At 27.3% G+C, this 440-nt stretch carries 1 pseudogene; it reads right to left on the reverse strand.

Going from position 1 to position 440, the window contains the following annotated elements:
- Nucleotides 1-168: 168 nt before the first annotated feature.
- A pseudogene (locus VU18_RS20885) lies at nucleotides 169-440 on the reverse strand (alpha/beta hydrolase); the annotation flags it as partial.

A 440-nucleotide genomic window follows, 5' to 3' on the forward strand; every position in this document is an offset into this window, starting at 1 on the left:
GTCTTGTCCTGTAAAACTCGATCCGATTTTTACTAACGGGTTCGGATTTGAATTACAAAATAATAAATAACTATTTAAAAAGAGGTGCAATTCGCACCTCTCTTATACATATATTAACAAGCAAATTAACTTTTTAAATAAATGTATTTATAAACAATTTCTTTTTTACTAATTCGCTTTTATCACATTTTGCAATTTTTCCATCACTCGTGATAAAGATGAGATTGAATTTATTGTCTCGAATCCTTCAATATCTAAAGAATGATTTGCATTTTGAATAATCTCTAAATTTAAATTTGTCTTTCTCAATTGTTCAAGTTTATTTGAATCGTAATGCGGGTCTTTATCTCCAATAACAAGAAGTCCTTGATGCTTACTGTTCTGTATAGATTCGAAAATTAAATCAAATTTTAATAATGGGGTAAGTAATATCATTTTCG

This window comes from Geobacillus sp. ZGt-1, assembly GCF_001026865.1.
GTDB lineage: Bacteria > Bacillota > Bacilli > Bacillales > Anoxybacillaceae > Geobacillus > Geobacillus thermoleovorans.